At 68.7% G+C, this 16,582-nt stretch carries 15 protein-coding genes; 10 read left to right on the forward strand and 5 right to left on the reverse strand.

Annotated elements, in window-relative coordinates; genetic code table 11:
* Positions 1 to 26: 26 nt before the first annotated feature.
* From sauS to Q331_RS0101675, 7 genes are all read left to right on the forward strand, one after another.
* Entirely contained in the window at positions 27 to 1,454 is a 1,428-nt protein-coding gene (gene sauS, locus Q331_RS0101645; protein WP_026379232.1) for an acylating sulfoacetaldehyde dehydrogenase, read from the forward strand.
* 8 nt (positions 1,455 to 1,462) lie between these two features.
* Complete coding sequence (locus Q331_RS0101650; protein WP_026379233.1) at positions 1,463 to 2,599, forward strand: succinate--CoA ligase subunit beta; 1,137 nt, start codon at positions 1,463 to 1,465, stop codon at positions 2,597 to 2,599.
* Positions 2,596 to 3,459 carry a succinate--CoA ligase subunit alpha gene (locus tag Q331_RS0101655; protein WP_026379234.1) on the forward strand — a complete coding sequence of 288 codons (864 nt, stop codon included), beginning with the start codon at positions 2,596 to 2,598 and terminating at the stop codon, positions 3,457 to 3,459. The genes Q331_RS0101650 and Q331_RS0101655 overlap by 4 nt, the downstream gene beginning before the upstream one ends.
* 81 nt (positions 3,460 to 3,540) lie before the next feature.
* Positions 3,541 to 5,316 carry a sulfoacetaldehyde acetyltransferase gene (gene xsc / locus Q331_RS0101660; protein WP_026379235.1) on the forward strand — a complete coding sequence of 592 codons (1,776 nt, stop codon included), beginning with the start codon at positions 3,541 to 3,543 and terminating at the stop codon, positions 5,314 to 5,316.
* Positions 5,317 to 5,383: 67 nt separating this feature from the next.
* Complete coding sequence (gene pta, locus Q331_RS0101665; RefSeq protein WP_026379236.1) at positions 5,384 to 6,403, forward strand: phosphate acetyltransferase; 1,020 nt, start codon at positions 5,384 to 5,386, stop codon at positions 6,401 to 6,403.
* A gap of 238 nt (positions 6,404 to 6,641) precedes the next feature.
* Positions 6,642 to 6,845, forward strand: a complete 204-nt coding sequence (locus tag Q331_RS0101670) for a hypothetical protein (protein ID WP_156953234.1) — start codon at positions 6,642 to 6,644, stop codon at positions 6,843 to 6,845.
* 15 nt (positions 6,846 to 6,860) lie between these two features.
* Positions 6,861 to 7,793: a LysR family transcriptional regulator gene (locus Q331_RS0101675; RefSeq protein ID WP_026379238.1), complete on the forward strand. Its 933-nt coding sequence runs from the start codon at positions 6,861 to 6,863 to the stop codon at positions 7,791 to 7,793.
* A 12-nt stretch (positions 7,794 to 7,805) separates the two neighbouring features.
* On the opposite strand, the gene Q331_RS0101680 is transcribed toward Q331_RS0101675, so the two are convergent.
* Positions 7,806 to 8,738, reverse strand: a complete 933-nt coding sequence (locus Q331_RS0101680; protein ID WP_026379239.1) for a carbohydrate kinase family protein — start codon at positions 8,736 to 8,738, stop codon at positions 7,806 to 7,808.
* 197 nt (positions 8,739 to 8,935) lie between these two features.
* On the opposite strand from Q331_RS0101680, the gene Q331_RS0101685 reads away from it, so the two are divergent.
* Together Q331_RS0101685 and Q331_RS0101690 are read left to right on the forward strand one after the other, a co-directional pair.
* Positions 8,936 to 10,195, forward strand: a complete 1,260-nt coding sequence (locus Q331_RS0101685) for an MgtC/SapB family protein (protein WP_026379240.1) — start codon at positions 8,936 to 8,938, stop codon at positions 10,193 to 10,195.
* A 61-nt stretch (positions 10,196 to 10,256) separates the two neighbouring features.
* Positions 10,257 to 11,966, forward strand: a complete 1,710-nt coding sequence (locus Q331_RS0101690) for an HAD family hydrolase (protein WP_026379241.1) — start codon at positions 10,257 to 10,259, stop codon at positions 11,964 to 11,966.
* Between the two features lie 45 nt (positions 11,967 to 12,011).
* Here the strand turns inward: Q331_RS0101690 and petA are convergent, their stop codons facing one another.
* Positions 12,012 to 12,620: a ubiquinol-cytochrome c reductase iron-sulfur subunit gene (gene petA / locus Q331_RS0101695; protein WP_084174601.1), complete on the reverse strand. Its 609-nt coding sequence runs from the start codon at positions 12,618 to 12,620 to the stop codon at positions 12,012 to 12,014.
* Positions 12,621 to 12,803: 183 nt separating this feature from the next.
* On the opposite strand from petA, the gene Q331_RS19505 reads away from it, so the two are divergent.
* On the forward strand, positions 12,804 to 13,373 hold the full coding sequence (locus Q331_RS19505; RefSeq protein WP_051630334.1) for a PadR family transcriptional regulator: 570 nt from the start codon (positions 12,804 to 12,806) through the stop codon (positions 13,371 to 13,373).
* Between the two features lie 7 nt (positions 13,374 to 13,380).
* Here the strand turns inward: Q331_RS19505 and Q331_RS0101705 are convergent, their stop codons facing one another.
* Genes Q331_RS0101705 through Q331_RS24015 form a run of 3 tightly spaced genes read right to left on the reverse strand, consistent with a single transcriptional unit; the run spans position 13,381 to position 16,560 of the window.
* Positions 13,381 to 13,680: a hypothetical protein gene (locus Q331_RS0101705; RefSeq protein WP_026379243.1), complete on the reverse strand. Its 300-nt coding sequence runs from the start codon at positions 13,678 to 13,680 to the stop codon at positions 13,381 to 13,383.
* Complete coding sequence (feoB, locus tag Q331_RS0101710) at positions 13,677 to 16,196, reverse strand: ferrous iron transport protein B (RefSeq protein ID WP_026379244.1); 2,520 nt, start codon at positions 16,194 to 16,196, stop codon at positions 13,677 to 13,679. Before feoB ends, Q331_RS0101705 begins: the two co-directional genes overlap by 4 nt.
* Complete coding sequence (locus tag Q331_RS24015; protein ID WP_210164889.1) at positions 16,189 to 16,560, reverse strand: FeoA family protein; 372 nt, start codon at positions 16,558 to 16,560, stop codon at positions 16,189 to 16,191. The genes feoB and Q331_RS24015 overlap by 8 nt, the downstream gene beginning before the upstream one ends.
* Positions 16,561 to 16,582: the final 22 nt, after the last annotated feature.

Raw genomic sequence — 16,582 nt, forward strand, 5'->3', positions numbered from 1 at the left:
TCGCGACAGACGAAGGAGAAAGATACGTGGCCACCGCAACCAAGACCGTTCCCCTACGCGATGACCCCGTGCAGGTCGTCACCGAGCTTCTGGCGCGGGCCCGGCGCGCCATGGACGCCTACGAGAACGATGACCAGGCGCGCGTCGACGAGGCGGTCACCGCGCTCGCCTGGTCGATCTACAAGCCGGAGCATGCCCGCCTTCTCGCCGAGCTCGCCGTCGCCGATACGGGGCTTGGCGACGTGGACTCCAAAATCGTCAAGAACACCCGCAAGACATTCGGCACGCTGCGCGACCTGATGCGCGCGAAGACCGTCGGCATCATCGAGGAGGCTCCGGAGCGCGGCCTTGTCAAATACGGCAAGCCGGTGGGCGTCGTGGCCGCCATCTGCCCCTCCACCAATCCCGCCGCGACGCCGGTCAACAAGGCGATGATGGCGCTGAAAGGCGGCAACGCCGTCATCATCGCCCCCTCCCCCGCCGGCGCCAAGACCACGGCGCGGACCGTCGAGCTGATGCGCCGGGAGCTGGCGAAATGCGGCCATCCGGAGGATCTGGTGCAGATCCTGCCCGCGCCCGTCTCCAAGGAATCGACGCAGGCGCTGATGGAGCGCGCCGATCTCGTCGTCGTCACCGGCAGCCAGAACAACGTGCAGCGCGCCATGCGCTCCGGCAAGGTGGCGATCGGCGTCGGCGCCGGCAACGTGCCCGTCATCGTCGACGAGACCGCCGACCTTGACGACGCGGCCGAGAAAATCTGCGCCTCCAAGGTCTTCGACAACGCCACCTCCTGCTCTTCGGAAAACTCCGTCGTCATCCTCGATGCCGTCTACGAGGAGGCGATGGCCGCGCTGCAGCGCGTCGGCGGTTGGCGCGCCTCGCCGGGGGAGAAGGCCAAGATCGCCGCCACCCTGTGGCAGGACGGCCATCTCAACCGCCATGTCATCGCCAAGGACGCCGATGTCAGCGCCGAGGCGATGGGCCTGCCGGAGGAGGCCAAGAGGGCCCGCTTCTTCATGGTGGAGGAGGATGAGGTCGGCGGGCGGAACTCCTTCGCCGACGAGAAGCTCTCCCTCGTCCTCACCGTCTACCGCGCCAGCGACTTTGAGGACGCCAGGCGCATCGTGCGCGCCATCCTGGAGGTGAAGGGCAAGGGCCATTCCGTCGGCATCCACACCGCCGACCCGCAGCGCCCGCACGAGCTGGCGGCGAGCACCGACGTGGTGCGGGTCCTCGTCAACCAGGCCCATACCTTCGGCAATGGCGGCAGTTTCGAGAATTGCCTGCCCTTCACCCTGTCGATGGGCGGCGGCACCTGGGCGAACAACTCCATCTCGGAGAACCTCAATGTCCGCCATTTCATCAACGTCACCCACCTCGTCACCACGATTGCCGAGGACAAGCCGTCCGAAGAGGAGCTCTTCGGCGCCTATTGGAAGAAATACGGGGCTTGAGAGCGAACATGAACTTTGAGGAACACGCGGCCAAGCCGCTCTTGAACGAAGCCGGCATCGAAACGCCGAAGGGCCGTCTCGTCGCCACGCCGCGGGAAGCGGCGGCCGCCGCCGAGGCGATCGGTCCCTGCGTGGTCAAGGCGCAGGCCCCGACCGGCAAGCGCGGCAAGGCCGGCGGCATCAAGCTCGCCGCGAGCCCCGAGGAAGCTGCGCGCTACGCCGAGGCCATTCTCGGCATGGTGATCGACGGCTGGCCGATAGAGCGCCTGCTGGTGGAGGCACAGGTGCCGATCGCCCGCGAATTCTACGCCGCTGTTCTCGACGACACCGCCGCGCGCAATCCGGTGGTTCTCTTTTCCCGCATGGGCGGCATGGACGTCGAAGAGGCGGCCGAACGCGACCCCGACGCCATGCGCCGCATTCCGGTCGACATCAACGAGGGCCTGTCGCTGGAAGCGGCGAAGGCGGGGCTGGAAGGCCTCGGGCTCGACGGGGCCGAGGCCGCCGTCGCCGAGGTGCTGACGAAGCTCTACGCCCTCTACCGCAAGGTCGACGCCGAGCTCGTTGAGATCAATCCCCTCTGCCTCACCGCCGACGGCAAGCTCGTCGCCCTCGACTGCAAGCTCACCCTCGACGATGCCGCCGCGCCGCGCCAGGAAGAGCTGGCGAAGAAGGCCGCCCCGCCGAAGACGACGGCGCTGGAGGCGGAGGCCGCCGCCGCCGGCCTCAAATACATCGAGCTCTCCGGCTCCGTCGGCGTCCTGGCCAACGGCGCCGGCCTGACGATGACGACGATGGACGCCATCACCCATTTCGGCGGCGAGCCGGCCAATTTCCTGGAGATCGGCGGCGAGGCCTATACCAAGGCCGAGGTGGCGCTCTCCATCCTGTTGAAGAACCCCGATATCCGCAGCCTCTTGGTCAATTTCTGCGGCGCCTTCGCCCGCACCGACGTCATGGCCGACGGCGTGGTCAAGGCCTGGAAGGCGCTTGACCCGGACATACCGGTCTTCTTCACCATCCACGGCACGGGCGAGGAAGAGGCGGTGGCGCTGGTGGAGCGCGAGCTCGGCATCAAGCCGGCCGACCTCATGGACGACGCGGTGCGTCAGGCTGTGGCCGCCGCGCGGGAGGCCGCGGCATGATCTTGCGCAAGCATCACAAAATCCTCGTTCAGGGCATGACCGGCAAGCAGGGCACCTTCTGGACGGAGGCCATGATCGATTACGGCGCCGACGTCGTCGCCGGCGTCAATCCGCGAAAGGCCGGCACGGAACATCTCGGCCGGCCGGTCTTCGCCAGCGCTCGCGAGGCGGCGGCAGCAGAGCCCTTCGACGTGGCGCTGATGTTCGTGCCGCCGATGGGCGCCCGGGCGGCGGCCATCGACGCCTGCGAGGCCGGCGCCAGGCTCATCGTCTGCCTGACGGAGCACATCCCCTCCCACGACGTCATGGAGATGCATGCCGCGGCCAAGGCGAGCGGAGCGCGCATCGTCGGGCCGAACACGGCCGGCCTCGTCACGCCGGGCGAGAGCTTCGCCGGCATCATGCCGGCCTTCAACGAGCGCGTCTTCAAGCCGGGCCGCGTCGGCGTCATCTCGCGCTCCGGCAGCCTTGGCACTCTCCTCTGTCTCAATCTGGTCCAAGCCGGCATGGGCGTCTCCGTCTTCTATGGCGTCGGCGGCGATCCGATGATCGGCACGACGCCGCGCGAGGCGCTCCAGTTCCTGGATGAGGACGAGGGCACCGACGCGGTGGTCATTTGTGGCGAGATCGGCGGATCGGCCGAGGAGGAAGCGGCCGAATACGCCAGCGGCATGGCAAAGCCCGTGGCCGCCTTCATCGCTGGGCGCGCCTCGCCGCCGGGGAAGAAGATGGGCCATGCCGGCGCCATCGTCTCCGGCGGCAAGGGCGACTACGCCTCCAAGCGGCGCGCCCTGGAAGCGGCCGGTGTCGCCGTCGCCGACGTACCGAGTGAGACGCCGGGCCTGTTGAAGGCGGCCTGAGCGAAGGAGCCAGAAAAAGGACAAGCGGCGCGCCGGTTCCCCCGCGCGCCTTGAAGGAACGCGTGAAAGGGTTTGCCAGACATGAAGATGACAACGGAAGAAGCGTTTATCAAAGTCCTGCAGATGCATGGCATCCGCCAGGCCTTCGGCATCATCGGCTCGGCGATGATGCCGATCTCCGACCTCTTCCCCAAGGCCGGCATCACCTTCTGGGACTGCGCCCATGAGTGCAACGCCGGCTATATGTGCGACGGCTACACCCGCGCCACCGGCAAGATGGGCATGTGCATCGCCCAGAACGGGCCCGGCATCACCAACTTCGTCACCGCCGTCAAGACTGCCTACTGGAACCACACGCCGATGCTTCTGGTGACGCCCCAGGCGGCCAACAAGACCATTGGCCAGGGCGGCTTCCAGGAGATGGAGCAGATGGCGCTGTTCAAGGATTGCGTCGCCTATCAGGAGGAGGTGCGCGATCCTTCCCGCATCGCCGAGGTTCTGAACCGCGTCATCGAGAAGGCCTGGCGTTCCTCCGGCCCGGCGCAGATCAACGTGCCGCGCGATTACTGGACCCAGGTCATCGACATCGAACTGCCGCAGATCGTCCGCCTGGAGCGGCCTGCGGGCGGCGAAAAGGCGATCGCGCAGGCGGCGAAGCTCTTGTCGGAGGCGAAGTTCCCGGTGATCCTCAACGGTGCCGGCGTGGTGCTGGCGGGCGCCATCGACGCCTCGCGCGAGCTCGCCGAGCGCCTCGACGCGCCGGTCTGCTGCAACTACCAGCACAACGACGCCTTCCCGGGCCATCATCCGCTCGCCGTCGGCCCGCTCGGCTACAACGGCTCCAAGGCGGCGATGGAGCTGATTGCCAAGGCGGATGTGGTGCTGGCCCTTGGCACCCGCCTCAACCCCTTCTCCACGCTGCCCGGCTACGGCATCGATTACTGGCCGAAGGACGCCAGGCTCATCCAGGTCGACATCAACGCCGACCGCATCGGGCTGACCAAGAAGGTCGCCGTCGGCATCCAGGGCGACGCCAGGAAGGTCGCCGAGGCCATCCTCGCCGGCCTCGACGCCGGCGCCGGCGACCACCGGCGCCAGGAGCGGCGCGACCTCATCGCCGAGACGCGCTCGCGCTGGCGCCAGCAGCTTTCTTCCATGGATCACGAGGACGACGATCCCGGCACCGATTGGAACGAGCGCGCCAGGGACCGCGAGCCGGACCGGATGAGCCCCAGGATGGCCTGGCGGGCGATCCAGCAGGCCCTGCCGCGCGAGGCCGTCATCTCCACCGATATCGGCAACAACTGCGCCATCGGCAACGCCTATCCGGATTTCGATGTGGGGCGGAAATACCTGGCGCCCGGCCTTTTCGGCCCCTGCGGCTACGGCTTTCCGGCGATCATCGGCGCCAAGATCGGCTCCCCCGACACGCCGGTGGTCGGCTTTGCCGGCGACGGCGCCTTCGGCATCTCCATGAACGAGATGACGGCGATCGGGCGCGAGGAATGGCCGGCGATCACCATGGTCGTCTTCCGCAACTACCAGTGGGGCGCGGAAAAGCGCAACACGACGCTGTGGTTCGACGACAATTTCGTCGGCACCGAGCTCGACCCGCATCTGTCCTACGCCAAGGTGGCCGAGGGCTGCGGCCTTGTCGGCGTCACCGCCCGCACCATGGAAGAGCTGACCCACGCCCTGCACGAGGCGATCGAGCGGCAGGCCAAGGGCGAGACCACCTTCATCGAGGCGGTTCTCAACCAGGAGCTCGGCGAGCCCTTCCGCCGCGACGCCATGAAGAAGCCGGTGGAGGTTGCCGGCATAGACCCCGCCGATACGCGCGAGCAGGAGGCCGTGTGACGGCCGGCCGGGCGGCGCCCCGGCGCCGCCCGTGCTTCGCTTGCACAGGGAGGACGAGCGAGGGACGATGAAACCGCTGCGCGACATCCTGGCCAAGGCCTCGCAGAGCCGCCGGACCATCGCGCTCGCCGAGGGCGAGGATGCGCGCATCGCCGAAGGCGCCGTGCGCGCCGTGCGCGAGGGCGTCGCCGACGTCATTTTAGTCGGCAGGCCGGATATCGTGCGCGCGCAGATCCGCGATGCGGGGGGCGACCCCGACGGTTTCGACATCCACGATCCGCAAACCTCCCCGCTGCTTGAGGAATTCGCCGAGGCCTATGCCGAACTCCGCCGCCACAAAGGGGTGAGCGCGGAGGAGGCGCGCCAGAAGGTCCGCGAGCCGCTCAACTACGCCGCCCTCCTGGTACGCCAAGGCTATGCCGACGGCACCCTTGCCGGCGCCGTCCACACCACCGCCGACACGGTGCGCGCCGCCTTGCAGATCATCGGCATGGAGCCCGGCCGCCATCTCGTCTCCAGCTTCTTCCTGATGCTCTTCTGCGCCGAGCATCACGCCAGGAAGGGCGCCCTCATCTTCGCCGATTGCGGCCTGGTGGTGGATCCGAGCGCCGCCGAGCTTGCCGAGATCGCGCTGCAATCGGCGCATTCCTGCAAGACGGTGCTTGGCCAGACGCCGCGCGTTGCCATGCTCTCCTTCTCCACCGCCGGCAGCGCCCGCCACGGCCATGTCAGCAAGGTGGTGGAGGCCACGGCGCTTGCCCGCACCGCGGCCCCCGACATCGCCATCGACGGCGAGCTGCAATTCGACGCCGCCTTCGTGCCGGCCATCGCCGAGCGCAAGGCGCAGGGCTCTGCCGTCGCCGGCCAGGCCAATGTCTTCGTCTTTCCCAACCTCGATGCCGGCAATCTCGGCTACAAGATCGCCGAGCGGCTCGGCGGCGCGCTCGCCATCGGGCCCATCCTGCAGGGGCTCCGCCAGCCGGCCAACGACCTCTCGCGCGGCTGCAGCGCCGAGGACGTCCTGCACATGATCGCCGTCACCGCGACGCAGGCCGAGCGCAGCGAGGCGCCCGCCGCCACCGTCTAGAGGGCGATGAGGCCTGGCGTCGCAGGCGCGGCTGCCATCCCCTTCTTTTTGCACCTTTTTAGCGATTTACAGACGGCTGACGCAACCGCCGATAGGCAGCGCCTCGCGCCTTTGCGCCATTTCGGCGCGCGGCGAAGAGCCATCGCGATTTTCGATGGCAGCCCTTCCATATCTGCCATTGTGCGATGCCAAAACGAAGCCTATGTCCTGGTCAACGCACCACCTAGGAGCACACACGATGGCAACCCGGTTGCACCACGAAACACCGCATCTCCTGCCCAATCTCGGCGCCTCTCTGGCGCGCTTCGGGCGGTCGATCGCGACCTTCATGTCCGTCTTCCATACCTCTTGTCAGCTGGCCGCCGAGGCGGAGGCGGAGAACCGCCTGCCGGACAACGCGCTGGAGCGTCTCTCCCGCGCGGCCAAGCCGACGACGCGCTGATCGGCGCGCGGGCGCTTGCGACGGCTCGACGTCCTGTCGCTGCGCTGCGTCCTTGCGGTGCAGCATACCGGCAGCATCGCTTCTGCCGGCGATCAGCTCGGCATGGCCGCTTCGGCCGTCAGCAAGCGCATTTCCGATCTGGAGGCGGAGATCGGCTTTCCGATCTTCGCCCGCAGCAACCGCGGCGTGGTGCCGACCGCTGTCGGCGAAGCGGTCATTGAGCGGGCGCGCCGTATCGTCGAACTGACGGACGGCTTCACCGCCGATCTTGCCGAATTCGCCGAAGGCACGCGCGGCGAGGTGCGCCTTTCCGTCGTCTCCGCCGCGCTCGCCGGCCCTCTCGCCGACGATCTCCGCTCGTTCGAAAAGCACCATCCGCTCGTCCATGTCATGCTGATGGAGCGCGCCCATCGCGAGGCCGTGCGCATGGTCGCCGACGGTCTGTGCGATCTCGGCATCAGCGCCGATCATCAAATTCCCGCCGATCTGGAGCGGCACGATTACGCCGACGATCCGGTCTGGGTCATCGGCCCGCGCGGCCACTCCCTGTTCGAGGGGCGTCGCGCTGAGGAAAAGATCGCCTTCGCCGACACCCTGCAGCACGACATCATCTCGCTTGCCGGCGGCGCCTCCATCGAGGCCATGATCGTCAACGCCGCCGCCATGATCGACCATCCCATCCGCAAGCATTTCGAGGTGACGCGCCACGATTCGCTGCGGCGTCTGGTGGAGGCCGGGCTCGGCATCGGCTTCATCCGCGAGAGCGGCGTCACCCGCTTCGTCAAGGTTTACCGTATCGACGGGCGTCCGCTCTCCGACGATTGGGCGATGCGCCGCCTGTGCATCATGCGCCGCGATTCGGCGCTGCTCGGCGGCGCCGCCAAGGCGCTTGAGAGCCATCTCCTCGAGGCGGCCGCGGCCCGCACCAAAGCCGGCCGCAAGAGCTGAGGCGCCCGGCGCTTAGCCGCTTCCCTCGATCTCGCCGCGCCGCGGCAGGTCGGCTCCCCGCCGCCCGCAGGTCGCGGCGCCCGCCGCCGCCGCGAAGGCGGTAAGCTCCAGAACCTCCTCCGCGCCCATCTTCGCCAGCGCCGCTCGGCACCTGACGCCGCGTTCCGCCAGCCCGGCGATGAGGGCGGCCATGAAGGCGTCCCCCGCCCCGACGCTATCGGCGACGTCGACCTTGGGCGCAGCCGCCGCGATCCGGCCGAAGCCGCCATAGGCTTCCGCGCCCTCTGCCCCGCGCGTGACGACGACGAGGCCCACCCCGGCCTCAAGCCAGCTTCGCGCCACCTCTCCCGCACCTATCCCGGGATAGAGAAGCGCCACATCCTCCTCGCTCGCCTTGACCACATCGCTGACGGCGAGGAAGTCGAAGACCCGGCGCCGCCACACATCGAGATCCGGCTCCGCCGTCGGCCGCACATTGGGGTCGAGCGTCAGAAGGCGCCGTCCCGCCTCGCGCCGATGCTGCAGGAGCAGGCTGGAGCCGACCGGCTCGGCGACGAGCGAGAAGGAGCCGGCATGAATGCCCCAGACCTCTGCGCCGAGCGCCGGCAAATCCTCCGCAACAAGCTGCCGGTCGGCGGCCCTCTCGCCATAGAAGGCGTAGGCCGGCGCCCCACCGGGCGTCAGCTCGACCAGGCTGAGCGTCGTCGGCGCCTGCCGGCGGCGAAGATAGCGGCCATCGACGCCTTCGCGGCGCAGCGCCTGGCTCAGCCGCTCGCCGAGCGCGTCGCTCGACAGCCCTGTCAGAAGCGCGCAATCCTGGCCGAGCCGCGCCAGCCCGACGGCAAGGTTGAAGGGCGAGCCGCCCATGCGCGCCTCGAAGACAAGGCTCGCTTCGCTCTCGCTGCCGTAGAGATCGAAAAGCGCCTCGCCGCAGACGAGAAACATCACCGAGGACCGTGCGAAGATGGGGTCATGATCGTGTTCCTAGCCCCTTCCGGGCCGCTCGCGCCACCGCCGCTGCGCCGCCGGGGACGAACTGCGCCTGGCGCCGCGCCGGCCTTGATCTGGATCAGCGCCCCGCCTCGGCACCAGGACGCATCCTTGCCGGAATTGGGGGCGTTGCACGATGCGGATCGGCCGTGATGAGTGAGATGGAGCTCCTCCTGCGCCTTACCGCGGCGCTGGCGATCGGGGTTCTGATCGGACTGGAGCGCGGCTGGAAGACGCGCCGGGCGGAGGATCAAAAACGCGCCGCGGGCTTCCGCACCTTCGCCCTCTCCGGCCTTCTCGGCGGCATCTCGGCCGCCCTCGCGGAGGTGCTCGGCGGGCTCTTCATCGGTTTTGCCTTTTTCGGCTTTTCCCTCGCCTTCGTCTCCTTCCACTGGCTGCAGGCAAGGGACGAAGGGCATTTCAGCGTGACGACGGTCGTCGCCGGCCTCGTCACCTTCGTTCTCGGGGCGCTGGCGGTGGCGGGCGACCAGCGCATCGCGGCGGCCTCCGCCGTTGCCGCCGCCCTGCTTCTGGCGCTGCGCGAGCCCCTGCATCGCTGGATTGCCCGGCTCACCTGGGAGGAGGTTCGGGCGGTCCTCATCCTCGTGGCGATGACCTTTCTCCTCCTTCCCTTCCTGCCGAACCGCACCGTCGATCCCTGGGACGCCATCAATCCTTATCAGATCTGGCTTCTGGCCATCCTCATCGCGGCGATATCCTTCGGCGGCTACGTGGCGATGAAGGTATTCGGCAGCCGGCTCGGCCTGATGATGACGGCGACGGCCGGCGGCCTCGCCTCCTCCACCGCCACCACCGTGACCTTCGCGCGCATGGCGCGGGAGCGGCCCGGTACCTGGCGCCTTCTCAGCGCCGGCATTCTCGTCTCCTCCATCGTCATGACGGCACGCGTCGGCGTCTTTGCGGCGGCGCTCAACGCCGCGTTGCTTCCTCTCATCCTGCCCGCCCTGCTTGTCAGCGGCGGAGCGCTGACGCTCGGCGCGGCGCTGCTCGCCTCCGGGCGCAGCGCGCCTGCCGGCGCCGAGCTTGCTATCGCCAATCCGCTGGATATCGGCACGACGCTGCGGCTCGCCGCCATTCTCGCCGTGATCATGCTGTCGGTCGGCATCGTCCTGCAGGAGTTCGGCGATGAAGGCGTCATCGCCATCGCCGCCATCTCCGGCCTCGCCGATGTCGACGCCGTCACCATCTCCATGGTGCAGATGTCGAAATCGACGCTCGCCGACGTCACCGCCGTTCAGGCCGTGCTCGTCTCCGTCGCCGTCAACACCGTCTCCAAGGCCGCCATCGCCGCCTTTCTCGGCGGCCGCCGCGTCGGCCTTGCGGTCGGCCTTGCCAGCCTCGTCGCCCTTATCGGCATCGCCGTCGCGGCCGCCGCCATCGGCTTGTTATAGTCCTCCGCCAAGCGATGGCCGCGGAGGCAAGACACACGCCGATGCAAGGAGAAGGGCCCCGATGTATTTCCTCGCTCTTGCCGCCGATTACGACGGCACGCTCGCCGAGCACGGCGCCGTCATGGCCGACACCCTTGCCGCCCTGCGCCGCCTGAAGGAGGGCGGGCGCCGGCTCTTTCTCGTCACCGGCCGCGAGCTGGCCGATCTGCGCCACGCCTTTGCCGAGCTCGACCTGTTCGACCGCGTCGTCGTGGAGAACGGGGCCGTCGTCTACGATCCTGCCACCGGCCGCGAGCGGCCCATCGCCCCGCCTCCCTCGCCCGCCCTGGTCGAGCGTCTGATGCGGCGCGGAGTTGAGCCGATTTCCGTCGGCCATTCCATCCTCGCCACCTGGGAGCCGCACGAAAAGACCGTCCTGGAAGCCATTCACGAGTTGGGCCTGGAGCTGCAGATCACCTTCAACAAGGGCGCCGTCATGGTCCTGCCGCCGGGCGTCAACAAGGCGAGCGGGCTGAAGGCGGCGCTCGCCGAGCTCGACATCTCCCGCCACAATACCGTCGCCGTCGGCGATGCGCAGAACGACCATGCCTTCCTGAGCGCCTGCGGCTGCGCCGCGGCCGTCGCCAACGCCCTGCCGGCGCTGAAGGAAGAGGCCGATCTGGTGCTCTCAGGCGACCACGGTCGCGGCGTCGCGGAGCTGATCGAGGAGCTGATGGCGAAGGATATCGCCATGGTGCCGACGGCGCGGCACGGCCTTCTCGTCGGCACTGGCGAGGACGGCGAGGAGATCTTCCTGCCTCCGCAAAGCTGCACCCTCCTCGCCGGCGCCTCGGGCGCCGGCAAGTCGCAATTCGCCACGCTTCTGACCGAGCGCATGGCGGAGCGGGATTTCGAATTCTGCGTCTTCGACCCGGAAGGCGATTACGAAGGGCTCCAGAATGCCGTCGGCGTCGGCGAGCGCAACACCCCGCCCGCGGCGGCCGAGGCGGCGAAGCTGTTGCGCGAGACCGGCGTCAACGTCGTCGTCAACGCCCTCGCCCTGCCGCGCGAGGAAAGGCAGGCGCTCTTCGCCGAGCTGCTGCCGCCGGTCGCCGAGCTGAAGGCCCGGAGCGGCCGCCCGCAATGGATCCTCCTCGACGAGGCCCACCACGTCCTGCCTTCCACCGCCGGGGACATGCATGAGGCTCTGGAAGGCTTGCCGGCGACGATCTTCGTCACCGTCAGCCCGGATCTCCTCGCCGCCTCGGCGCTGCGCCGCGTCGATATCGCCCTCGCCTTCGGCGGCAAGGCGGACGAGACGCTGAAGCGCCTCGCCGAAGTCCTCGGCCTGCCGGCTCCCCTGCCGAAAGGGACCCGGCGCGAGAACGAGATTCTGTTCTGGGATCTGCGTTCCGGCAAGGAGCCCCGGCGCGTGCGGGTGGCATCGCCTCGCCAGCGCCATCATCGCCACCGGGGCAAATACGCCGCCGGCGATGTCGGCGCATGGCACAGCTTCTATTTCCGCGGCCCGCAGCGCCGGCTCAACCTGCCGGCACGCAATCTCGGCCAGTTCCTCAAGCTCGCCGAAGGCGTCGACGATGCGACCTGGGAGCACCATCTGCGCGCCGGCGACTATTCGGCCTGGTTCCGCCATGTCATCCGCGACGAGGCGCTGGCGCATGAGACGCAGGCGATTGAAGCCGATACCGGCATCGACGCGCGCGAAAGCCGCAGACGCATCCGCAGCGCCGTCACCCGCCGCTACGTGGAGGCTGAAGGCAGCGGCGGGTGACGGGCGCGCCGGCCGGCTGCGGCGAGCGCCCCGACCGGCCGATGATCAGCCGATCACCAGCGTATGCTCCTCCGGAAAGTCCATCGGCGGAATCAGCATGTTCTCCGGCGCCGGCCCGGAGCGGATGCGCCCGGAGGTATCGTAGACCGAGCCGTGGCAGGGGCAGAACCAGCCGTTGTAATCGCCCGCCTCGCCCAGCGGCACGCAGCCGAGATGCGTGCAGATACCGACCATCACCAGGAAATCCCCGTGCCCGGCCGCGGCACGGTTCTCATCGCTCGCCGGCGCATCCGGCGGCAGGTTCTCGTTGCGGGCGATCGGGTCCTTCAGCTCGCTGAGCGGCGTGGAGCGGGAAGCCTCGACCTCCTCCGCGGTACGGTAGCGCACGAAGACCGGCTTGCCGCGCCACATCACGGTAATCGACTGGCCGCGCTCCATGCCGGAGATATCGACTTCGATGGAGGCCAGCGCCAGCGCCGAGGCGTCGGGGTTCATCTGGTCGATGAACGGCCACAGCGTGACGGCGCCGCCGACGGCGGCAAGAGCGCCGGTCGCGACAATGAGAAAATCGCGGCGGCTCGGCTCTTGCCCCTCCTCGGGTGCCTGCTCGGGGGGAATCTCGAGCCCTGTTGTGGGATAGAGATATGACGACATCAAATCCTCCTTGAATGGCGCGCCGCCGGATGAGCCGGCCCTGCGGGCCGCATCCGTCCCGACCATCCCGCCCCGGAGGGTAGACAAGGCGGATGGCGGGGAGCGGCCATGTGTGGTCTTGCTTGAGATAGCATTTCGATATATCGAATACCAGACATATCGAAACTACTCGGAACCAGAACGATGGAACATGATGACGCAGGCTGGGCGGATGCGGGGCTCTGCTCTGGCAAGGGTGGTGGTCGCGGCCGCGGTTGCGGTGGCGGCCGGGGGCGCGGGCGCGGCTGGCGCCGTTCCGGCCGCATCTTCGACCATGGCGAACTGCGCCTGGTGGTGCTGGCGCTGATCGCGGAGCGGCCGCGCCACGGCTATGAGATCATTAAGGAGATCGAGGAGCGGCTCGCCGGCTCCTACAGCCCGAGCCCGGGCGTGATCTATCCCAATCTCAGCCTTCTGGAGGAACTCGGCCAGGCGCGCGTCGAGGAGGACGGCGGCAAGAAGCTCTATTTCGTCACCGAGGAAGGCAAGGCCTGGCTGCAGGAGCGCCGCCACGCCGTGGAGGCGGTCTTTTCGCGCATGCGCCAGGTCCACGCCAATCACGGCGGCGGGCCTGCGCCGGAGATCGTGCGCGCGATGGAAAACCTGAAGCTGGCGCTGCGCCTGCGCCAGGCGCACGGTCCGCTTTCGGATGAGGAGGTGCGCCGTCTGGCCGAAATCCTCGATGGGGCCGCCCTCGCCGTGGAGCGCGGCTGAGAGCGGTTCAGACGTTGCGCTCGGGCCGGTCTTTTCCCCTCGCCTCGCTGGCCGCCGGCCCGGGCGCAATGCCGCGCAAGGTATCGTAGGCGCCGACGCCGCTGGCGATGCAGCCGGCGTTGCATTCCGCGCAGCTCTTGGCCGAGACGCAGCCGCCCTTGCGCTGCACGAAGCGGCGCAGAAGGAAGATGAGAGCCAGAACGAAGATGGCGCCGACGAGGAGCCATTCCAGCCCGCCGCTCGCCGCCTCCGCGCCGACATCGATCGCCGGCGCCTCGGCGAGAACCTTGTCCGTTGGCACGTTCATGACATGGTGCTCCTTTGCGCAGGGATGCCGGGCGGCGGCAGCGCCTTGCCGAAGGGTCGCTTCAAGAGCCCGACGGCCAGCACCGCGAGGAGTGCCGCGGCGTAGGTCAGGCTCAGTGCTTCCAGCCCGGAGAGCTTGAAGACGCCGCCGAGCGTGAAGACGGCGCTCGCCACGCCGAGCCCGAGCAGCGTCGGAAAGACGATGGAAAACAGCATCCAGCCATAGGATTGCGTCTGCACGCGCACCATGATCGTCGTCGCCAGACAGGGCGGATAGAGCGCGAAGAAGAGCATCAGGGCCACCGCGCCGAGCGCCGAATAACCCGCGGCGCGCTGCTCCGCCCCCATGCGGCTCTCCAGCGTGTCGCTTTGCCCTTCCTCCTGCTGGAAGAGCACGCCGAGCGTCGCCACCGAGCTCTCGCGCGCGGCGAAGGAGGATAGAAGCGCCACGTTGATTTTCCAGTCGAAGCCCGCATAGGCCGTCACCGGCTCCAGCCCGCGGCCGACGCGGCCGAGAAGGCTGTTGACGATGCGCTCCTCGCGCATTTGCCGCCGCAGCGTCTTGCGCTCCTGCGCCAGGCTCTTCAGCGCGCCGGCGGCGGCGCGCGCATCGGCCTCGCGCGAGCGCTTCAGGAAGGGATAGAAATCGGCGTGGCGTTCCTCGTAGCGGGCGTCGACGGCCTTGGAAGCCTCGGCGCCCTGCGCGTTCAGCTTCTCCGCCCGATAGGCGGTATAGACGTTGACGAGGTCGGTCAGCGCCCTCTGGTCGGGCACGGCGGCGGCGAGCGAATTGCCGCGCATCGCCTCGAAGAATTCCGCGATCGCCGCCTCCGCCCGCGCTTCGTAAAAGGCCTGGCGCTCCGCCGGCAGGCCGGGAAACTGCAACAGCGCGTAGACGATCACGGAGACGGCGATGACCACCGTCCCGACCTTCTTGATGTAGAGCCAGGTACGCTCCAGCGAGCGCCGCAGCACGCCGGTCACCGTCGGCAGGTGGTAGCGCGGCAGCTCCATGACGAAGGGCGCCGTCTCCTTGTGGCGCAGCACCGAGACGGAGAGGAGCTTGGCGACGAGCAGCGCCGCCAGGATGGTGATGGTGGAGAGGTAGAACAGCACCAGCCCCTTCGCCTCGGCGAAGTAGATGTTGATGAGCAGCGTGTAGAGCGGCACCTTTGCCAGACAGTTCATGAACGGCACGGTGAGGATGGTGGCGAGCCGCGCACGCTCGTCGGGAATGCCCTTGGTCGCCATCACCCCCGGCACGGCGCAGCCGCCGGCGAAGACCCCGGCGAGGATGAAGGGCAGCGTCGACTGCCCGTGCAGGCCGAAGCGGTGCAGGATGCGGTCGAGGATGAAGGCGATCCGGGCCATGTAGCCGGAATCCTCCAAGATCGCGATCAGCGCGAAGAGGATGAGGAAGATCGGCACGTAGTTGAGCAGCGTATTGGCCGAATCGACCATCCACAGGCCGAGCGCGCGTAGCTGCGGATCGTAGAGAAAGCCCGCATCCGGCAGGATGGCGGCGGCGAAGTTGCGCGCCGAGGCCAGGAACGGCCAGGTCACCTTGGTCAGTTCGTAGCCCTGGACGATGGAGAGCTCGTAGATTCCCCACACGACGAGGACGAGGAAGACCGGCGCCAGGAGCCGGTTGAGGATGACACGGTCGACGCGCTCGGTGACGGAGACATGACCCTTGCGCCGTTCCGTGACGGCGGCTGCGACCGTCTCGCCGGCGAAGCGGTCGCGGGTCGCGGCGATGCCATCGCCGATGGCGCCGCTGCTCGCCGCCTCCCGCTCCGCCCGCGCCGCCCTTATCTCGGCAAGCAGGGCATCCGCGCCGGCGGTCTTTGCGGCAAGGCGCTCCGTCTCGCCGTCGCCCTCCAGCAGCTTCACGGCAAGGCCGCGCCTCTTTGCGGCGCCGAGTTCGGGCCGCGCGGCGAGCGCCGCCTCGATGCGCTCCAGCGCCGGCTCCGCCTCGCCATAGTCGAGCCGCAGGCGAGAGGGCCGTGGCTCGGCCGCCACGCGCCTTATCGCCTGGCGCAGCTCCTCGCAGCCGACGCCCTTGCGCCCGATGGCGGCGACCACAGGCACGCCGAGCCTTTGCGCCAGCGCGCCGAGATCGATGGCGAGGCCGCGCCGCTCGGCGACATCCATCATGTTGAGAACGAGGACGAGCGGCTGCCCGAGCTCGATCAGCTGCAAGGTGAGGCAGAGGCCGCGGCGCAGATTGGAGGCATCGAGGACGTTGACGACGACCTCCGGCCGCTCCTCCTCCAAAAAACGCCGCACGACGCGCTCCTCCGGCGAAAAGCAGGTGAGGCTGTAGGTGCCGGGAAGGTCGACCACCTCCACCCGAGCGCCATGCTCGCGATAGGCGCCACTCTTCTTGTCGACGGTGACGCCGGGGTAATTGGCGATGTGCTGGGAAACGCCGGTCAGGGCGTTGAACAGCGTCGACTTGCCGGCGTTCTGCTGGCCGGCGAGCGCCACGAGGATGCGCCGGCCGCCCTCAGACACAGACCACCTCGATGGTCGCCGCCTCCGCCCGGCGCACCGTCAGCACCGCATCGCCGACGCGGATGGCGATCGGGTCGTTGAGCGGCGCGGCGCGGATGAGCGTCACCTCCGTGCCGTAGACGAGGCCGAGATCGATGAGACGCTGACGGATGGCGCCGCAGCCGTGAAGGCGGGCGATCCGGCAGGTCATGCCCGGCGCCAGATCGTTGAGACAATGCGCGCAGACGCCCTTTCCCGGCCCGCCGTCCCTTCCCCAGCCACCTCGGCCCCAGCCACCTCGGCCCCAGCCGCCCTTGCCCCAGACGCCCTTGCCCCAGCCAGCACGGCGGCGCCGGCGACCTCCCTCCAAGAACCTGCCCTTCATCGCTTGTCTCCGCAAAAGGTTG

The organism is Afifella pfennigii DSM 17143 (genome assembly GCF_000688515.1).
GTDB lineage: Bacteria > Pseudomonadota > Alphaproteobacteria > Rhizobiales > Afifellaceae > Afifella > Afifella pfennigii.